Source organism: Rhizobium sp. KNZ14-9A, assembly GCF_056755015.1.
The window spans coordinates 1,131,674-1,146,799 of sequence record NZ_JBPGXB010000004.1; the positions used below are offsets into that span (position 1 = coordinate 1,131,674).

Consider the following 15,126-nt stretch of genomic DNA (forward strand, 5'->3'; position numbering starts at 1 on the left):
CATGCAGGAACGAACATCTATTCCATTGATTTTAAACCGTTTTAGCCGAACCATTATCAGGCATTGCGTGGCCCATATCCGCCACCCGTCGGGGTCACAATCGTGAAGGCTTCGCCCGCTTCCAGCACCGTATGGGCAGCGCCGATCAGCTCATCGATCGTACCGTCATTGCGGCGAACATAATTGCGGCCGGTCTGGCCGTCTTCGCCACCCTTCAGCCCGAACGGCGCGACGCGACGATGGCCGGAGAGGACGGCAAATTCCAGCTTCTCGAGCGTGCGGATCGTGCGTTGCGTGCCATTGCCGGCATGCCACTGACCGCGCCCGCCGGAATTCGGCCGGATATGAAAATCCTCGAGCACGACCGGGAAACGGCTCTCCAGAATTTCCGGATCGGTGAGGCGTGAATTGGTCATGTGCGTGTGCACGGCATCTGCACCATTGAACCCCGGGCCTGCCGGCGCACCGGAGCAGATGGTTTCGTAATATTGGTACTTGTCGTTGCCGAAAGTCAGATTGTTCATCGTGCCCTGAGCAGCAGCCATGGCGCCGACCGCGCCGATCAGGCAGTTGGTCACCGCCTGGCTGACTTCGACATTGCCGGCAACGACGGCGGCCGGGTATTCCGGCGTCAGCATGGTGCCATCGGGAATAACGATACGGATCGGCCGCAGGCAGCCGGCATTCATCGGAATATCCGCCTCGACCAGGACGCGAAAAACATAGAGCACGGCAGCCCGCGTTACCGGCGCCGGTGCATTGAAATTGTCGGGACGCTGCGCCGACGTGCCAGTAAAATCGACCGTCGCTTCGCGCTTTTCCCGATCGATGGAAATCTTCACGACGATCTTGCAGCCCTGATCCATCTCATAGGAAAATTGGCCGTCCGGCAGGCGGTCGAGCACGCGGCGAACACTTTCGGCGGCGTTGTCCTGCACATGGCCCATATAGGCGTCGACCACGTCCTCACCGAAGAGCGCAATCATCTTCTTCAGCTCCGCCACACCCTTTTCATTGGCGGCAACCTGCGCCTTCAGGTCGTTGACGTTCTGCGCCAGCGTACGCACCGGATAGCGCGCGCCGGTCAAGAGATCGGCAAGGGCATCCTCACGGAATTCACCGCGATCGAGAAGCTTGAAATTGTCGATATAGACGCCTTCCTCCTCGATATGTGTCGCCAGCGGCGACATCGAGCCCGGCGAGATACCGCCGATATCGGCATGGTGACCGCGGCTCGCCACCCAGAAACGGATGCGCTTACCGGCATCATCGAAGACAGGCGTGCAGACGGTCAGGTCGGGCAGATGCGTGCCGCCATTATAGGGTGCATTGATGAGGAAGACGTCGCCTGGATGAATGACCGGATTTTCACGGATGGCAGTCGCCACCGACGCATCCATGGAGCCGAGATGCACTGGCATATGCGGCGCGTTGGCAACGAGATTGCCGTCCGCATCGAAGACCGCGCAGGAGAAATCGAGCCGTTCCTTGATGTTGACGGAATAGGCGGTGTTCTGCAGGGTCACACCCATCTGCTCGGCAATCGACATGAAGAGATTGTTGAAAATCTCCAGCATGACCGGATCGGCCTTGGTGCCGATCGCCGTGCGCTCGGGCAGCGCCTTGATGCGGTTCAGCACGACATGATCGCGCGCCGTCAGCTTCGCCTGCCAGCCATCTTCTACGACGATGGTCTGGTTCAGTTCGATGATGATGGCCGGCCCGGTCACGGTCTGGCCGGGGAGGATACGATCACGCAGGACGACCGCCGCATCATGGCTTTCACCCTGCGAATGGAACAGGGTTCGCCGAATGGGCGAAGCCTCGCCCTCACCTGCTTCCCCGCGATCGACATCGATTTCGGCGGCGGCACCGCCGATGCATTCGACCTCGACGGCTTCCACGACCAGCGGCTTGTCCTCGGCAACGAAGCCGAAACGGCGCTTGTGCAGGATCTCGAACTCCTTGCGAAGGCGCGCCGCGTCATCAGTTGGCGGGAACAGCGCCTCGACGGCCAGTAGAGTATCGGTGCCGGCATAGCGGATATGAGCGCGCAACACCGTCTTGATCTTGCCGGCCTCGACGCCCTGCGCCACCAGCTCCGGCTGGCATTCACCCTGCAATTGCCTGCCAAGCGCGGTCATCTCTGCGGGTGCGGCCGCATCGAGCGTCACACCGAGCGCCTTTTGACGCGTGGAGCGGATATCGGCGAGACCCATGCCATAGGCCGACAGCAACCCCGACATCGGATGCAGCAGGATGCTCTTCATTCCGAGCGCGTCGGCGACCAGGCAGGCATGCTGGCCGCCAGCGCCACCGAAGCAATTGAGCGCATAACGCGTCACGTCATAACCGCGCTGCACGGAAATCTTCTTGATCGCCTCGACCATATTGGCGACAGCAATGCGGATGAAGCCGTCAGCCACTTCTTCGGGGCTGCGCCCGTCGCCGATCTCGGCTGCCAGCTCGGCGAACTTCTGCCGCACCGTCGCGACGTCGAGCGGCTTATCCTGGTTCGGGCCGAAGATCGCCGGGAAGAAATCCGGCAACAGCTTGCCGGCCATGACATTGGCATCGGTCACCGCAAGCGGGCCGCCGTTGCGGTAGCAGGCTGGACCCGGAAAAGCGCCGGCGGAATCAGGCCCGACGCGGAAACGGCCGCTTTCGAAATGCAGGATCGAACCGCCGCCGGCCGCGACCGTATGGATCAGCATCATTGGCGCACGCACACGAACACCGGCGACTTCCGTCTCGAAGGCTCGCTCATACTCGCCGTCGAAATGTGCGACGTCTGTCGAGGTACCACCCATATCGAAGCCGATTACGTGGCCGAAACCCGCCTGCTCGCCGGTCTTGGCAAGACCGACCACACCGCCGGCCGGACCGGACAGGATCGCATCCTTGCCCTGAAACATGTTGGCTGCAGTCAGGCCGCCCGAAGACATCATGAACATGACGCGCGCGCCGGTGCGCGCCACGTCAAGTTCGTCCGAGACCTGACTGACATAGCGGCCGAGCACCGGCGAAAGATAGGCGTCGACAACGGTCGTATCGCCACGGCCGACCAGCTTGATCAGCGGCGAGACCTCGTGACTGACGGAAACCTGTTCGAAGCCGATGGCGCGGGCTATGCGCGCAGCGACTGCCTCATGATCAGGATATTTATAGGCGTGCATGAAGACGATGGCGACGGCGCGATAACCCTTGGCGCGCAGATCGCGCAGGGCCGCTTCGGTCGCGGCCTCATCGAGCTTTGTCTCGACGGTACCGTCGGCCAATACGCGCTCTTCGAGCTCGGCCACATCCTGATAGAGCGCTTCCGGCTTGATGATCTCGGTCGCAAAGATCTTCTTGCGCTCCTGATAACCGATGCGCAGAGCGTCGCGGAAACCCTTTGTCGTTACCAGCGCCAGACGTTCGCCCTTGCGCTCCAGAAGCGCATTGGTGGCGACGGTGGTGCCCATTCGCACCTCGTCGATCAGCCCGGTCGGGATTGGTTCATCCGCGCTCAGGCCGAGATGCAGGCGAATGCCGTGGACGGCGGCATCGCGATAGGCTTCCGGATTTTCGGACAGCACTTTGCGGGCATGCAGGGCGCCGGAGGGGTCGCGCCCGACAATATCGGTGAAGGTGCCTCCACGGTCGATCCAGAAGTCCCAGCTACCAGCCGCAATGCCCGACAAAATCGCCTCCGCCGTTCGTTTCCAATATCACTAAGAAATTATCGATAAATCGTCAACATTTTACAGAAGACAAAGTCGCCGTGGGTATCGATGGACGCAGGGCGTATCACAGGCTGGATATTCAGGCGCATAAAATCGAACGCCGCGGCCCGAGGGCCGCGGCGACAGGATTGGTGGAAGTGACCGATCTTCGAGGGCGAGCGCCCTCAGGCGCCAACGCTTCTATCCGATCAACGCGAGGTCAGATCGTCGGGCAGTTCTGCATTGTGGTACTTGCGATAGATATCGCGCAGCACCTTGTTGTCGAAATTGGTCTTCACCCACTGGTCGAGCCAAGTCTTGAGGCCGGCGTCGCCCTTCGGAATACCGATGCCGAGGTTGGTTTCCTTCTGGGTGAACTTCACCTGCAGCGGATGATCGGCCATCTTCTTGTTGATGCCGTTGATGACAGCCGACTGGCTGGAGAGAATATCGACCTGACCCGAGACGACCGAGGTGATCAGTGTTGCGTCATCCTCGAAACGGACGATATCCGCATCCTTTGCATTGGCCGTGATGTCCTGGTCATTTGTTGTGGCGCGGGTGACGCCGATGCGTTTACCGCCGAGATCGGCATAGTTCTTGATCTCAACGCTCGGCTGAGCGGCAACGACGAGCGCGAGCGTCGCATAGGGAACGGAATAGTCGATCGCCTTCTTGCGCTCTTCGGTAATGCCGAGCGAAGAGACGACCATATCGGCCTTGCCCGTCTGCACGGAGGGAACACGAGCAGCATTGGTGATTTCCACCAGTTCCAGTTCGACACCGAGATCCTTGGCAATCAGCTTCGCGGTTTCGACGTCCGAGCCGGTCGGCTTAAGGTTTTCATCGACGAAGGAATATTCCGGAATGCCCATCGCGACTGCGATGCGAACCTTGCCGGCCTTCTTGATATTGTCGAGCACGTCGGCATGGGCAACGCTTGCCAACGCCAGCAGGCCCGTGCCCGCCAACAGTGCCAGTTTCGAAATCATTGTCTTCGGCATACTCCAAGTCTCCTCTACCTGATTGCCTCTGCCCGCTCTCTGTCGGGCCTCCTGTCAAACCTGTGCCGGCTCATCCGGGACAGGCATTTCCTCCCGCGATGACGGGGGCTAAAGCTCTGCGGCCATGAATTCCTTGAGTTCGGGCGTCTGCGGTTTGCTCAGAATGTCGGCGCCACCAGTCTCCCAGACCTTGCCGGTATGCATGTAGATGACGCGGTTGGCGGCGCGCTTGGCAAAACCCATCTCGTGGGTGACGACGATCATCGTCATGCCGCCGCGCGCAAGATCTTCCATGACGCGCAGCACCTCGCCCGTAAGCTTCGGGTCGAGCGCCGAGGTCACCTCGTCGAACAGCATTACCTTCGGCTGCATGGCGAGCGAGCGGGCAATCGCCACACGCTGCTGCTGGCCGCCTGACAGTTGCTCCGGATAGGCATCGATCTTCTCAGAGAGACCGACCTTGGCCAGCACCTGCTTGGCGATCTCGAAGGCCTGGTCCTTGCGCATGCCCTTCACGCGGCGCAGTGCCAGCATGATGTTTTCCGCGACCGTCATATGCGGGAAGAGATTGTAGCTCTGGAACACCATGCCGATATCACGACGCAATGTCCTGAGATCGAGCTTCGGGTCTTCGACGCGATGGCCGCAGACCTCGATCGAGCCGTCCTGGATCGTCTCCAGCCGATTGATGCAGCGCAGCGCCGTACTCTTGCCGGAGCCGGACTGGCCGATCAGCGCCACCACTTCTCCGGCGTTGATTTCGAAGGAGACGCCCTTCAGCACCTCCAGCGCGCCGAAACGCTTGACGACATTGGTGAGTTTAACGGCGACCGACATTGAGCTTCCTCTCGAGAGAGCGGCTCCAGACCGACAACGGATAGCAGACAGCGAAGTAGAGAAGCGCTGCGATACCAAAGACCAGGAAGGGCTGGAACAGGGAGTTGTTGATGACCTGCGCTGCACGCGTCAGCTCCAGGAAGCCGACGACCGAGGCGAGCGAGGTGTTCTTGACGAGCTGGACGAGGAAACCCACCGTCGGAGGCGTGGCGATCCTCAGAGCCTGCGGCAGGATCACGTCCCGCAGCGCCTGCCAGCGTGTCAGGCCGAGGCATTCGGCCGCCTCGAACTGCGTGCGCGAAATGGATTCCACCGAGCCACGCCAGATCTCTCCGAGATAGGAGCTCGAATAGATCATCATGCCGAGGCCGGCTGCGACCAGCGGCGGCACGGAGATATTGATGACCCCAAGGCCGAAATAGAGGATGAACATCTGGATCAGGAGCGGCGTGCCCTGAACGATCTGGATGTAGATGAGGGCTGCGCGCCGTACCCACAGGAAGCGCGAGATGCGGCAGAGCATCACGAAGAAGCCGGCAATGCCACCCAGCAGGAAGGCGAGCGCAGACAGCACCATCGTCCAGACGAGACCATCCAGCAGATAGATCAGGTGATTGAAGGAAAACCCACCGAGCATGGCGACCTCTAGAGCGACGTGCCGAGCCGGCGACGGCGCGGGAAGGCGATGAGACCGAGGCCGTAGAAGCCTGCCCGCATCAGATAGGTGATGGCGATGTAGAGAACGGCGACCACCATGTAGGTTTCCAACGATCGGAACGTATTCGACTGGATGTTGTTGGCGACACCCGTCAGCTCCTCGGCGGATATTTGCGAGGCAATCGAGGTCGACAGCATCATCAGGATGAACTGGCTGGAGAGCGCCGGATAAACACGCTCGATCGCCGGCAGAAGGATGATGTCGCGATAGATCTGTAGCTTTGACAGGCCAAGCGCTTCAGCCGCCTCGATCTGGCTTGGGTGAATGGAATCCATGCCGGCGCGTACGATCTCAGCCGTATAGGCCCCGACATTGATGACCATGGCGAAAACGGCGGCCGCAATGATCGGTAGACGGATGCCGACCGAGGACAGGCCAAAGAAGATAAAGAAGATCTGCACGATGAAAGGCGTGTTGCGCACGGTCTCCACATAGATACTGACGAGGGCACGCAGCGGCCCGATAGTCGAGCGGCGGGCGATCGCGCAGACAACGCCGATTACCAGACCGATGATCACCGAAAAGACGGTGATCTCGATCGTGACGAGCGCGCCTGACAGGAAATCGCTCCAGTAGGGCAGCAAGGCCGAAAAATCGAACTGGTACTGCATGTCCTCCTCCATTCCGGCCACGCCAACTCCACTGGCGCAGCCTCGCCTTCCCGCAGGAAAACGTCATGTCTCCTCGCGGCTGTCGCGTCAGCGCGCCAGCCAGCCTCCGTCGACCGGCAGCACCGTGCCGTGCACATAATCGGATGCCGCCGATGCCAGGAACACGGCGGCACCGCCGATATCGCCGGGCTCGCCCCATCGGCCGGCCGGGATGCGGGCCAGGATGCTGGCATTGCGATCGGCATCTTCGCGCAGCGCCGTCGTGTTGTTGGTTACGAAATAGCCGGGGGCGATGGCATTGACGTTCACACCCTTGCCCGCCCATTCGCAGGCGAGCAGCCGGGTCAGACCTGCAAGGCCGCTCTTCGAGGCCGTGTAGGACGGGATGCGGATGCCGCCCTGAAAGGAGAGCAGCGAGGCGATATTGATGATCTTGCCGCGCCCTTTTTCGAGCATGTGACGGGCAGCCGCCTGAGACAGGAAAAAGGCCGTCTTCAGGTTGACGTTCATCACCGCGTCCCAGTCTTCCTCGGTAAAGTCGATCGCGTCGGCACGGCGGATGATACCGGCATTGTTGACGAGGATATCGAGCGCCCCGAGGCGTTCCAGTGCCTCCGCAACGATCGGCTTGACCGGTTCGATCGTACCGAGATCGGCCTTGATGACGTGGAATTTCGAACCCGCCTTCGCCACCAGGGCTTCGGTCTCATCCATCGAGGAACGGCCGACGGCGACGATCGAAGCACCAGCCTCTGCCAGCGCGACGGCGATGCCCTGCCCGATGCCGGTATTGGCACCAGTGACGACGGCAGTTTTTCCCGAAAGGTCGAAAAGAGCCTGCATCGCCATCACCTGAGATCGCCGATGGCGATATGATCCATGTCGGTGAAACTCTTGTTGTCGCCGGCCATCGCCCAGATGAAGCTGTAATTCTTGGTGCCGGCGCCGGAATGGATCGACCAGGGCGGCGAAATAATGGCCTGTTCGTTGGCGACGAGCATGTGACGCGTTTCCTGCGGCTTTCCCATGAAATGGAAGACGCGCTGATCGGCATCGAGGTCGAAATAGAGATAGGCTTCCATGCGCCGGTCATGTGTATGGCTCGGCATGGTGTTCCAGATGCTGCCGGTCTCCAGGCTGGTGAAGCCCATGGTGAGCTGGCAGGACTGGCAAACCTCTGGATGGATATACTGATAGATCGAACGCTTGTTGGCGGTTGCCGCCTCGCCCGGCGTCAGATGCCGCGCCTTGTCGCGCGTCAGAAGCACGGTCGGGTGGCTTGCATGGGCCGGCGTCGAGACCAGATAGAATTTTGCCGGATCGGCAGCCTCCGCACTTTCGAAACTGATATCGACGGCACCCTTGCCGACATAGAGGCAGTCATATTTCGCCAGAGTGTAGATCATGCCATCGACGACCACGCGGCCGGAATTGCCGACATTCAGCACGCCAAGTTCACGCTCCGCCAGAAACGTGTCCTGACCGATCGCTTTCGGCGCCGTGAGTACGAGAGCCGTGCCGAGCGGCGCAGCGCCGCCGATGACCATGCGGTCATAATGCGAATAGGTCAGGCTGATCTCGCCAGGCGCAAAAACCGTCTCGACCAGGAAGTGGCGCCGCAGCGTTTCCGTATCGAAACCCCGGACAGCTTCAGGATGGGAGGCGTGTCGTACGTCAATCTGCATTGGAATTGTCCTTCTCTCCTCCGGATGCCGCCGTGTGCGGGGCATCCTCAATGAAATAGGCTGGGTCGAGCATCTCGGCCTTTTCGGCTTCGTGCAGCAGCTTGCCGAGATGGAACTCCATCGCCGCCTTCGCGCCGTCCTTGTCGCCGGCTCGCATGCAATCGATGACCGCGGCATGTTCCTCGATGACGCGCGTCAGACGGCCCTGCTGCGGCAGCGTCAGCAGGCGGTAACGATCGCTATGAACCTTGACTTGCTGGATGATCGCCCAGATGCCGGGAAAGCCGGCGATATTGCTGATGAGCTGGTGGAAATCATTGTCGATGACGTGGAAGGCCGCGACATCGCCATCACGGTGGCAAGCATCCAGATCAGCGAGATTGCGCTCCAACGCACGCAGTCCTGCCGGCGTCATCTTCTCGACCGCGATCGAAACCGTCGTATCCTCCAGCGCCTTGCGCACCAGGATCGCTTCGTAGAGCGCGCGGCGCGGAATGCGGGAGACGAAAGTGCCGGATTGCGGGAAGACATCGACGAGGCCGTCATCAGCAAGTCGGATGATGGCTTCACGGATCGGCGTGCGGCTGACGCCGAACTGCGCTTCGAGTTCCTTCTCGTTCAGCAGTTCCATCGGCTTGCGACGTAGCGAGACGATGTCGTCGAGAAGCGCATTATAGACCAGCGTCGCTGCCCGCGGGGCAGCTGCCCGCTGATGCGAAAGCACCGTGACCCCTTGCAGGGAGCGCTTCTTGCGCGCGATTCCGGAGGGCGAATTCATCGCATTCCTTCCAAGCAACAGATCAGCAATCGAGTGTTTGAAATCATCGAGGACCGCCTCCACATCGGCCTGGTGTGAAAGTAATATATTAGTATCCAACTTCTGACAAGCGCGTGAATGAGCCGTATTTTTGCGGTTGTGGAAAACGAAGCCGTGGTGGGAAATCTGCCAGGTGCCCAGAGGACGAGAGTGTTGAGCGATCTGTTCGAAGCGATTCTCGCGAACCATCTGTCCCAATTGAATGGTGGTCCGAGCACCTAGCCGATGAACTCTTCGAACGAAATGCACAACCGCGGCGCGACTACGCCACACCATCATTCCGTCAGCGACGCCGTATTTAAGACAGCCTTGAAAGAAGGCTCTAATACGCCATTTTCTGACGCAACCAGAATGGCCGTTGCGGTCCTAAAGCAGGCTCAATGCAAGGGTCGGCGCACGCGGTGCCGCCGGCGCCCGGGTTAAGGATGCACCGCGACCAGAGGGAACAAAAAAATGAAAGTACTTTTGGCATCCACCATCTTCGCAGCCGGCACGATGCTCGCGAGCGGCAGCGTTTTTGCAGCCGATTGCGGTAATGTCACGATCGCGAGCATGAACTGGCAGTCCGCGGAAGTGGCCGCAAGCCTCGACAAAATCATTCTTGAGGAAGGGTACGGCTGCACGGCCGAAATCGTCACTGGCGATACCGTCCCTACTCTGACCTCCATGGCAGAAAAAGGCGAACCGGATATCGCCCCGGAAGCCTGGGTCAGCCTTCAGCCGGAACTGGTGAAGCGTGGCCTTGAAGGCGGCAAGGTCGTCGAAGGCGCTAAGATCCTCTCCGATGGCGCAATCCAGGGCTGGTGGATCCCCAAATACATCGCCGACGCCCATCCCGACGTTAAGACCATCCCCGACCTTCTCAAGCATCCCGAACTCTTCCCGGCACCGGAAGACAAGAGCAAGGGCGCGGTCTTCAACGGCCCTCAGGGCTGGGGCGGCACTGTCGTCACCGCGCAGCTCTTCAAGGCCTATGATGCTGAGAAAGCAGGCTTTACGCTCGTTGACACCGGGTCTGCCGCAGGACTCGATGGCTCGATCGCCAAGGCCTATGAAAGCAAGCAGCCCTGGGTCGGCTATTATTGGGCACCGACCTCGCTGCTCGGCAAATATGAGATGGTCAAGCTCGGATACGGCACGGAATATGACGCGGCCGAATGGAAGCGTTGCACCTCGGTTGCCGATTGCGCCGATCCCAAGCCGAATGCCTGGCCGGCCGATGATGTGCAGACGCTGATCAGCAAGAGTTTTGCCGATCGCGGCGGCCCTGCCATCGATTACCTGAAGAAGCGCGCCTGGACCAATGACACCGTCAACAAGCTGATCGCCTGGATGACCGACAATCAGGCAACCGGCGAAGACGGCGCCAAATACTTCCTGAAGAATAATGAGCCCCTCTGGAAGGACTGGGTCTCGCCGGAAGCCGCCGAAAAGATCAAGGCTTCGCTCTAATCACTCAGACATGACATGGGCAGCCTTGCCGCTGCCCAGACAATCCTTCGGCGCGACGGCCAAAACAACAATCGGCCGCCGCCGCTATCTATTTTGGGAACGGCTATGGATTGGCTCTGGAAATTTCCGACAATGAATGACGACGTGCTGCGCGAGCTGAAGAAGAGCGTCGATGAAGGATTTCGTGCCTTCACACGCGCCTATGGCGACAGCATCGAAGCAGCCTTCAGCCCGCTGCAGAGTTTTCTTATCTGGGCCGAACGGCTGCTGACCGGCACACCCTGGCCAATCATTCTGATTGTTTTTGCCGCCATTGCCTGGTTTGCCAGCCGCAGCTGGAAGGTCGTTATCGGCTGCGTTTTGACGCTTCTCGTCATCGGCTATTTCGACATGTGGCAAGATACGATGAAGACCGTGTCGATGATCTTCGTCTGTACCGTGCTTTCGATCGTGATCGGCCTGCCACTCGGCATCCTGATGGCACGGTCGAATACGATGCAGAGGATCGTCAATCCGATCCTCGACGTCATGCAGACCATGCCGAGCTTCGTCTACCTGATCCCCGTCGTCATGCTTCTCGGCATCGGTCGCGTGCCTGGTGTCATTGCCGTCGTCATCTACGCCCTGCCGCCGATGATCCGCCTCACCAATCTCGGCATTCGCATGGTGGACGAGAATGTGCTGGAGGCAGCCGATGCCTTCGGTTCGTCGAGCTGGCAGAAGCTTCGCAACGTCCAGCTGCCGCTGGCGCTGCCAACCATCATGGCCGGCATCAACCAGACAATCATGATGGCGCTCGCCATGGTGGTCATCGCCTCCATGATCGGCGTTCAAGGGCTTGGCCAGCCGGTTCTCAAGGCCATCTCCAACCAGTATTTCACCCTCGGCGTCTTCAACGGTCTCGCAATCGTCGGCATTGCCATCATTTTCGACCGGATCAGTCAGGCCTATGGCCTGCGACTCCAGAAGCACCGGGAGATCGTGCATGGCTAGTAATTCGATCGAGATCCGGAGCCTCTTCAAGATCTTCGGCCCGCGTGGCCGCGACTATGTGGAAGCCGTCAGCAAGGGCATGTCGAAGACCGAGCTCAATAAAGTGCATGGTCACGTGCTTGGGCTGAAAGACATCAACATCACCATCCCCGGCGGTAAGATCACCGTCATCATGGGTCTTTCCGGCTCGGGCAAATCGACGCTGATCCGCCACATCAACCGGCTAATCGACCCAACTTCGGGCGAAGTCCTCTGTGGCGGCGAGGATGTCTGCCGCATGGATGCCTTGCAGCTTCGTGAATTCCGCCGCCGGAAGACCGCGATGGTCTTCCAGCGTTTCGGCCTGCTGCCGCATCGCAACGTGCTGCAGAACACCGTCTACGGTCTAGAAATCCAGGGCGTCGCGAAGGCAGAGCGTGAGGAACGGGCCAATGCCTGGATCAAGCGCGTCGGCCTGGAGGGCTTTGATGGGCACTATCCGAACCAGCTCTCCGGTGGCATGCAGCAGCGTGTCGGCCTGGCGCGAGCACTCACCAATGATGCCGAAATCCTGCTGATGGACGAGGCCTATTCGGCGCTCGATCCGCTGATCCGCGTCGACATGCAGACCGTCCTCCTCGATCTGCAGAAGGACCTGAAGAAAACGGTCGTCTTCATCACCCACGATCTCGATGAAGCTCTCCGGCTCGGCGAGAAAATCGCCATCCTGCGCGACGGTGAAGTCATCCAGCAGGGTTCGGCGGCGGAAATCGTCCTCAATCCCGCCAATGATTACATTGCCGCCTTCGTGAAGGAGGTCAATCGCGGCCGGGTCATCAAGATCGGTGCCGTCGCGAAACAAATCCCGGTCGAAAGCCAGCTGCAGCTTTCGGAAGATATGGATATCGAAGGGGCATTGCGGGAAATGTCTCGCGCTGACGTCTCCTCTGCCGCTGTCATATCACAGGAGGGTCAGCCGCTGGGCGGCGTTTCGCTGCAGCAGTTGCTGGCGCTGCTTTTGCACCAGGCATGAAAATCTTAAGCAATCAGACGGCATGCAGCCAAACACATGCCGTTTGTTTAAACATGGTTAATTTTTTCGTTATAATGATCTTGGAGAAGGAACCGAACGACACGTCCGGATTGATAGCACGCTGTGGAGGACCTCGAAGATGTTCAAATTTTTCTCGATCAAGCCGTCGACTGAAGACTTCGACGCCGATACCGGCACCTATGCCGATGGCATGACCGACCGCTACTATCGTGATCTGACCGGCCGCACCGAACATCGCTTCCGCTCCGCCCACGAGCGCGACTACGGCGCAGCCCGCGAGATCGCCGAACATGCGCCGCATGGCGTCACCGGCAACTGACCGGCATACTGCCTCTTTGCCGATATCAGGCGCGTAGCGTTTCCTGCGATCGCCTGCTCAAATTGCTTGCCAGAACAGTCTTATTGCGGCCCTTGGCTTTGGCGTCGAGAAGAGCCGCGTCGGCGCGACTGACCAGCGTATCGACTGCGCCTTCTGCAGGTGACACCGCCACGCCGATTGATACCGTCACTGCGCCAATGATCTGACCTGAGTATGAAAGTGCCGCGCCGCCGATCTGCGCGCGTAATTTTTCGGCGAATTCGAAACCATGCTCTTCGCTGCAGTCAGGCAGCAATATGGTAAACTCCTCCCCGCCAAAACGGAATGCGTTGCCGATATCGGCGACAGCGCTGCGCAGGACCTGCCCGACATATTGCATGACCATGTCGCCGGCATCGTGACCGAACTTGTCGTTGAAACGCTTGAAGTGATCGATGTCGATCATCAGGCAGGCGAGTGGCTCTTGGCCATTGTCGCGCCCACGCCGATGCAGCGTGTCGTCGAGGAAACGGCGGTTGAAGAGCGCGGTCAACGGATCGCGGATAGCAAGATCAGTCAGCTTTTCACGAAACTGCAGATTGGCGACCGCCAACCCTACATTCTCGGCAATCAGCTCCAGATAGAGGCGGACATTGTCCAGCACTGGCGTCTGCGCGTGACGCTCCTCGAGATAGAGGAGACCGATCATATCACCCTGTGCCGTCAACGGGAAACAGGAGGCCGCAACACCACTCCCCTCGACATGCTGGCAGGGCACATCGCCGTCGCCAGTGCCGCTCCTATGCGGCCGGCCGCGTCGCAGAGCCCAGCAGGCATTGGCCGCAAAGGCCGCCTGCGCGTTGACAGGCTCCAGCCACGTGCCGGCTTGCGCGAGAGCGGACTTATCCTCGTCGAGGATATAAAGACTTCCGGCAATGCCTGGAAAGATCTGCGGCGCGAAGCGCGCGACGACATCGGCCAGCTCATGTTGATTTTCACAAGCCTGAAGGCGATGCATCATCTGCAGGATGAGATCCTTGGTATGCTGGTCAGCCCGCCGCTCCGCATCCAGGCGTTCACGCTCAAGCCCGTTTTCGCGAAAGATCTGGATGGCCTCGTTCATCTCGCCTATTTCATCGCGGCGGTGGTCGTCAGGGACCTCGACCGCGTAATCCTGCCTGGCGAGCCGGGTAACGATGCCGGTCATGCGCACCAGAGGCATGGCCACACGGCGCCGCAGGATGAAGTAGAGCACCGCAAGGAAGAGCAGACCGGTTATCGCCAGCATGATCTTGGCGACAAGGCTCCATTGGTCGCTGCGCCGGCGTGCATCGTCGAGTGCTGCTCCCGTGCGTGTCGCCGTGATATCGCGCAGATGTGCGGCAGACTCCAGGAGAGCGGTTTGCAACCGCTCATGTTCCGGCCCGAAAAGTGTTTGCTGCGCTGCCTGTCTGTCCCCCCTCTGGAAAGTATCGACAGCGGCGGCTTCCACCGCGTCAAGTGCCTCAGCCTGGTTGACTATGCCATCGAGAATATTCCGCTCCACAGCGGATATGTCCCTTGCCGCAATCTGCCGGGCCTCGGCTTCGTGCCGCCGTTCGATTTCCTCGTCCGCCTTGAAGGCATCGAGGTGGCGCTGTTCGCCGCGCATGACGTAGAGCCTCGCTTCATCGCTGGAGACTTCGGCACCCATCTCAAGCTGTTCGGTCAGCGTATCGAGAGCGAGATGTTCCTCAACCGCACGCCGCTCGTCCTCGGCACTGCGCGACGACATGATGAAAGCAACGGCCGAAAGCGCCGTGAGGATCACGGTTATGCCGTAGGCCCAGTTGGTGATGGTGCTTATTCTCATATGGCCATGATAGCGAAATCGGATTGAAGGGGAATTAAAGAAACCTCTAACATAATACTGTGGCAGTATACGGTTTGCGAAAAAGCGGGAAAATCTGAATCGAGCAATAGCTGCAAAATGGC

At 59.8% G+C, this 15,126-nt stretch carries 13 protein-coding genes; 4 read left to right on the plus strand and 9 right to left on the minus strand.

Features of this window, described 5'->3' with window-relative positions; translation table 11 throughout:
- Nucleotides 1-56: 56 nt before the first annotated feature.
- From ACR9ZQ_RS35520 to ACR9ZQ_RS35555, 8 genes are all read right to left on the minus strand, one after another.
- Entirely contained in the window at nucleotides 57-3,683 is a 3,627-nt protein-coding gene (locus ACR9ZQ_RS35520) for a hydantoinase B/oxoprolinase family protein (protein ID WP_481430110.1), read from the minus strand.
- 230 nt (nucleotides 3,684-3,913) lie between these two features.
- Complete coding sequence (locus ACR9ZQ_RS35525) at nucleotides 3,914-4,708, minus strand: transporter substrate-binding domain-containing protein (RefSeq protein ID WP_481430111.1); 795 nt, start codon at nucleotides 4,706-4,708, stop codon at nucleotides 3,914-3,916.
- Nucleotides 4,709-4,816: 108 nt separating this feature from the next.
- Entirely contained in the window at nucleotides 4,817-5,545 is a 729-nt protein-coding gene (locus ACR9ZQ_RS35530; RefSeq protein WP_113320153.1) for an amino acid ABC transporter ATP-binding protein, read from the minus strand.
- Nucleotides 5,529-6,182 (minus strand): amino acid ABC transporter permease, encoded by a 654-nt coding sequence (locus ACR9ZQ_RS35535; protein ID WP_310382630.1) that lies wholly within the window; start codon nucleotides 6,180-6,182, stop codon nucleotides 5,529-5,531. Before ACR9ZQ_RS35535 ends, ACR9ZQ_RS35530 begins: the two co-directional genes overlap by 17 nt.
- Before the next feature lie 8 nt (nucleotides 6,183-6,190).
- Nucleotides 6,191-6,874 carry an amino acid ABC transporter permease gene (locus tag ACR9ZQ_RS35540; protein ID WP_310382738.1) on the minus strand — a complete coding sequence of 228 codons (684 nt, stop codon included), beginning with the start codon at nucleotides 6,872-6,874 and terminating at the stop codon, nucleotides 6,191-6,193.
- Between the two features lie 87 nt (nucleotides 6,875-6,961).
- A complete protein-coding gene (gene kduD, locus ACR9ZQ_RS35545) occupies nucleotides 6,962-7,717 on the minus strand; it encodes a 2-dehydro-3-deoxy-D-gluconate 5-dehydrogenase KduD (RefSeq protein ID WP_310382629.1) in 756 nt (251 codons plus the stop codon).
- A gap of 5 nt (nucleotides 7,718-7,722) precedes the next feature.
- A complete protein-coding gene (gene kduI / locus ACR9ZQ_RS35550) occupies nucleotides 7,723-8,559 on the minus strand; it encodes a 5-dehydro-4-deoxy-D-glucuronate isomerase (RefSeq protein ID WP_481430112.1) in 837 nt (278 codons plus the stop codon).
- A complete protein-coding gene (locus ACR9ZQ_RS35555; protein ID WP_310382627.1) occupies nucleotides 8,549-9,337 on the minus strand; it encodes a GntR family transcriptional regulator in 789 nt (262 codons plus the stop codon). The genes kduI and ACR9ZQ_RS35555 overlap by 11 nt, the downstream gene beginning before the upstream one ends.
- Before the next feature lie 492 nt (nucleotides 9,338-9,829).
- Between ACR9ZQ_RS35555 and ACR9ZQ_RS35560 the strand changes: the two genes are divergently transcribed.
- The 4 genes from ACR9ZQ_RS35560 to ACR9ZQ_RS35575 all read left to right on the plus strand — a co-directional run bounded on the left by ACR9ZQ_RS35560 (nucleotide 9,830) and on the right by ACR9ZQ_RS35575 (nucleotide 13,173).
- Nucleotides 9,830-10,828 (plus strand): ABC transporter substrate-binding protein, encoded by a 999-nt coding sequence (locus tag ACR9ZQ_RS35560; RefSeq protein WP_481430113.1) that lies wholly within the window; start codon nucleotides 9,830-9,832, stop codon nucleotides 10,826-10,828.
- A 105-nt stretch (nucleotides 10,829-10,933) separates the two neighbouring features.
- Nucleotides 10,934-11,821 (plus strand): ABC transporter permease, encoded by an 888-nt coding sequence (locus tag ACR9ZQ_RS35565; RefSeq protein ID WP_310382625.1) that lies wholly within the window; start codon nucleotides 10,934-10,936, stop codon nucleotides 11,819-11,821.
- On the plus strand, nucleotides 11,814-12,833 hold the full coding sequence (locus ACR9ZQ_RS35570; RefSeq protein ID WP_310382624.1) for a quaternary amine ABC transporter ATP-binding protein: 1,020 nt from the start codon (nucleotides 11,814-11,816) through the stop codon (nucleotides 12,831-12,833). Before ACR9ZQ_RS35565 ends, ACR9ZQ_RS35570 begins: the two co-directional genes overlap by 8 nt.
- A 139-nt stretch (nucleotides 12,834-12,972) precedes the next feature.
- Nucleotides 12,973-13,173 (plus strand): hypothetical protein, encoded by a 201-nt coding sequence (locus tag ACR9ZQ_RS35575; protein ID WP_310382623.1) that lies wholly within the window; start codon nucleotides 12,973-12,975, stop codon nucleotides 13,171-13,173.
- 25 nt (nucleotides 13,174-13,198) lie between these two features.
- Here the strand turns inward: ACR9ZQ_RS35575 and ACR9ZQ_RS35580 are convergent, their stop codons facing one another.
- On the minus strand, nucleotides 13,199-15,004 hold the full coding sequence (locus ACR9ZQ_RS35580; protein ID WP_481430114.1) for a diguanylate cyclase: 1,806 nt from the start codon (nucleotides 15,002-15,004) through the stop codon (nucleotides 13,199-13,201).
- Between the last annotated feature and the right edge of the window lie 122 nt (nucleotides 15,005-15,126).